This window comes from Endozoicomonas sp. (assembly GCF_051008435.1).
Lineage (GTDB): Bacteria > Pseudomonadota > Gammaproteobacteria > Pseudomonadales > Endozoicomonadaceae > Endozoicomonas_A.
In genome coordinates, this window is record NZ_JBPCXO010000284.1 from 1 (window position 1) to 4,108 (window position 4,108).

Annotated in this window: 3 protein-coding genes; 1 reads left to right on the forward strand and 2 read right to left on the reverse strand. The window is 44.1% G+C overall.

Annotated elements, in window-relative coordinates; genetic code table 11:
• The first annotated feature begins 312 nt into the window (after positions 1 to 312).
• Entirely contained in the window at positions 313 to 1,632 is a 1,320-nt protein-coding gene (phoR, locus tag ACR2PX_RS14485) for a phosphate regulon sensor histidine kinase PhoR (RefSeq protein ID WP_434000067.1), read from the forward strand.
• A gap of 230 nt (positions 1,633 to 1,862) precedes the next feature.
• Here the strand turns inward: phoR and ACR2PX_RS14490 are convergent, their stop codons facing one another.
• Both ACR2PX_RS14490 and ACR2PX_RS14495 read right to left on the reverse strand, forming a co-directional pair.
• Positions 1,863 to 2,282: an H-NS family histone-like protein gene (locus ACR2PX_RS14490; RefSeq protein ID WP_434000068.1), complete on the reverse strand. Its 420-nt coding sequence runs from the start codon at positions 2,280 to 2,282 to the stop codon at positions 1,863 to 1,865.
• Positions 2,283 to 2,574: 292 nt separating this feature from the next.
• A complete protein-coding gene (locus tag ACR2PX_RS14495) occupies positions 2,575 to 3,759 on the reverse strand; it encodes a DesA family fatty acid desaturase (RefSeq protein ID WP_434000069.1) in 1,185 nt (394 codons plus the stop codon).
• Positions 3,760 to 4,108 lie beyond the last annotated feature (349 nt).

Consider the following 4,108-nt stretch of genomic DNA (forward strand, 5'->3'; position numbering starts at 1 on the left):
TGTTTAACGCTCATGGCTGTTTAACGCTCATGGCTGTTTAACGCTCATGGCTGTTTAACGCTCATGGCTGTTTAACGCTCATGGCTGTTTAACGCTCATGGCTGTTTAACGCTCATGGCTGTTTTATATTCTCTGGTGAGCTCGACCTGCTTCCTCACCAGAGGTAACATTTTTCTGGCTCTTTTGAAAAATGAGTGAGTAATAGCCTGTCAGGAGTGATGTCTGTGATCGACATTGCTTCTGAGACAATGGTAGATAGCTATCCAGGGAAATACCTTGTGCGCTGTCAGCAGGTATCTGGCCGGGAGTAATATGACAACAATTTCAAAATCCCATTTGTTGAGTCGCATGCTGGCTTACATGATCGTTGGGTTTTCCCTGGGCTGGTTTGTTGGAGAGCCTTTTTTAGGGCTCTGTGTGGTGATGGGAGGTTATTTTGTTTGGAGCTTTCGTCAACTTTTCAAACTGCTGGACTGGCTGAACGATCCCAAGGCCAAGAATAAGGAACCGCCCGAGAGCAAAGGGTTCTGGGGTGAGATTTTTGATGGTATCTACCGCTTACAAAAACAGCACAGCCGTTCTCGACAAAAACTGGCTGTAGTGATTGAGCGCATTCAGGAATCAACCGCTGCCCTGAATGACGGTGTCGTGATGATTGATAATCAGAGTAATCTGGAGTGGTGGAATCCCGCTGCAGAAACGCTGATGGGTCTTAAGATGCCCAATGATCAGGGGCAATTGATTACTAATTTGCTGCGTGATCCCAGATTTGCTGACTATTTTGAGCAGGGCGGTTATCAAAAAGCTCTGGAAATCCCTTCCCCCATCAATGCTGAACACCAACTGCAATTTAATATTACCGTTTATGGTAAAGGCAATCGCTTGATGACCGTGAGAGATGTCACGCGTTTGAATCAGCTGGAAGTCATGAGAAAGGACTTTGTTGCCAATGTATCCCATGAGTTGAGAACGCCGCTGACGGTGGTTTCCGGATATCTTGAAACCATGCTGGATAGTCTGGGTCCTGATTCAGGTCTGCCCCCTGTTTGGGAGAAAGCGCTCAATAGAATGCAGGAGCAATCGCTGCGAATGCAGAACCTGGTGGCAGACCTATTATTACTGTCCAAGCTGGAATCGGCCGAAGCCCAGTCAGATGAAAATGGGGTGCCTGTTAAAACCATGCTTAATAGCATTGTTGAAGACGGGCGTGCACTCAGTGGTGAAAATCAACATCAGATTTCTCTGGATTGCCCGGAAGATGTTGTTTTGGCTGGCAGCAGCAGCGAGTTACGCAGTGCCTTTTCGAACCTGGTTTTTAATGCCGTTCGCTATACGCCACTGGGTGGAAAGATCCATGTACGCTGGTGGCAGGACAAGGAAGGCGGGCATATGATGGTGGAAGATAACGGGGTCGGAATTGATCCCATGCACATTCCCAGGTTAACCGAAAGATTTTACCGGATTGATAAAAGCCGAAGTCAGAACACAGGGGGCACAGGGCTTGGGCTGGCTATCGTCAAGCACGTAATGCTGAGACATGGAGGTAAACTCACTATCAGCAGTCACCCTGGAAAAGGCAGTCGATTTGTTTGTCACTTCCCTGAAAAATGCCTTGAGTTGGAATGCTCATAAAAAAAGCAGAAAAGGGGCAATAGCTCCTTTTCTGCTTTTCGGTATACCATCAAAAAACGAATTATCTTTTCATGGTCATTCATGATTCAAATGGCCTGTTTAACAGGATTAAATATCCGGGCTATTGAATCATATTTGCATTCTGATCCTCTGATATCTGCATTCCGACAGCAGTGGACAAGAGATTAGTCTGGAGTCCTGAAAAAGGTTGACAGAGTCCTCAACACCAATCAGTCTTCAACGACACAGTCCAGACGTTTTTTGCCGGTGCGATCCAGGTAAGCTTGGAAATCACGTGGCAGACGGCCTGTAGTAGAACCATCCCACTGTACTGTGTCACCAGATTCAGTTTGGAATTCAAAAGTAAACTTTTGTACATTTCTACGACGCTTTGGAGCCGCTACTTCCAGATCGTCCAAGTCACCCATGGAAATGCCACGTTCAGCCATAATTTGCTTTACGGCTTCAATGCTTTCCATTTTTGCTTGACGCTCTTCGTCAACTTTATTACGTGCTTCAACTTTCTCCTGCATCACGTCCTGCATTCTGGAGATAATACGCTCAAGATCTTCGACATGAACATCTTTAAACAGTGAGCGGATACGTGTTTTACTGCTCAAGCGATGATGAATTTCTTCAAAAACGTTCATTCAGGAACTCCCAATTCAGACCAAATCGATGGGGTATTGATGGTTTTCAATTATGAAAGTGCCTATTTATACAGGAAGCTTTTAATTGATGGAAGTATTTAATGTGCATTTACGAAGTATTTAAATAGATTTAATAACGTTTTATGAGTTGATAGGAACGATTGTACAATAGATAAACAGTTGACGTTCGATGAGACGCGCTAATGATTTGAATCCCCTTGAAATTATTCATTTTTTTAAAGAGTCAAATACATGCTTGAGTATTCAGCCCTTTAAAAAATAACAATATAGATTAAATGGCTGATGTATTGGGAAGCGTATGGCTCTTCAATAGTCTTGAGAAATCCTGAAGCGCTTTTATTCCGCTTTCCTCCGACTCATGGCACCAATTAATTAATGCTTCTATTCGTTCATTTTTATCTTTTATCGTATTCCAGATAGCCTGAAGGTCATTTTTTTTCTCGTAAATCGTATTTAGAACCTGACTGGTATCGAGAATTTTCTGGACTCTTTCCTTATGGTCAGGAATTAGCAGGCTGTTTTCTCGAGCCAAAAGCTTTCTGGCAGAATTAAATAGTCGTCTGGTCTGGGCACAGGCTCTGCTTTTTTCATCTCTGACCATGGGGGCAATGACCATTTTTTTGTACTGGACCATAATTTGAAAGCGATTATTAATTACGGCCATCACCGTGTCGGAATCAATATGGTTCTTTTCAAAGTCCATTTTGGCCAATGGATTGACTTTTCTTACATGGGCAAGATTTAAAAAACCGAAAAAACGAATCCATAACCAGCCAATATCAAATTCCCATTTACGCACCGACAGCTTGGGAGAGTTGGGGAAGGTGTGATGGTTGTTGTGCAATTCCTCCCCTCCGATCAGCAAGCCAATAGGAAATAGGTTTCTGGCGGCATCTTTACATTCAAAGTTGCGATAACCACTGTGGTGACCCAGACCGTTAATGACACCGGCAGCAAAAAGCGGAATCCAGAGCATTTGAACAGCCCAGATGGAAATGCCCAGGGTGCCAAACAGTAACAGGTCAATGGTCAGCATGAGCACAATACCTGCCTTGGTATAAGGGGTATACAGTTTTCTCTCAATCCAGTCATCGGGGGTTCTTTGTCCGTAACGCTGGAGGGTTTCCTGATTCTGTGCTTCTTGACGATACAGCTCTGCTCCCTGCCAGAGTACTTTGCCAAGCCCCTTGCGAACCGGGCTGTGGGGATCACTGTCGGTTTCGCAAAAAGCATGATGTTTTCTGTGGATAGCTGTCCATTCCAGAGTCCGCATGCCTGTAGTCAACCACAGCCAGAAGCGAAATAGATGCTGTAAAATCGGGTGAAGTTCCAATGCATTGTGAGCACTGAAACGATGCAGATAAATCGTCACGGACAGGATGGTGATGTGAGTCAGTAGCAGTGTGACCAGAACGGCTTCCCAGAGGGAGGGGGACAGCAATCCTTCATACCACATGGTTCATACCTCATCGGCTTTTCATAGGGGACAGCTCTTGGGAGGCTGATTTATTGCTTGTGCCAGAGTGTATCTGACGACTCCATGAAACAGCGATACTGCATGGTTAAAGACTACTGATTTTATCGTCCATATAAAACTGCAGTCTTGAAATAAGTTATCAGCTTTTTATATCAGAAACATTTTTTTAGAGCTGTGCATGCCTGAAATGGACAAAGTACGAAGGAGTGTGAGCGGCAATTAATGTAAGAAAAAACGACGATCATGAGCTACTTTTATGAAATCGTTGATATAGCAACAGCTTCTTACCTGTATGACTGCTCAAATTTTATCATCTGATAATCAAGAA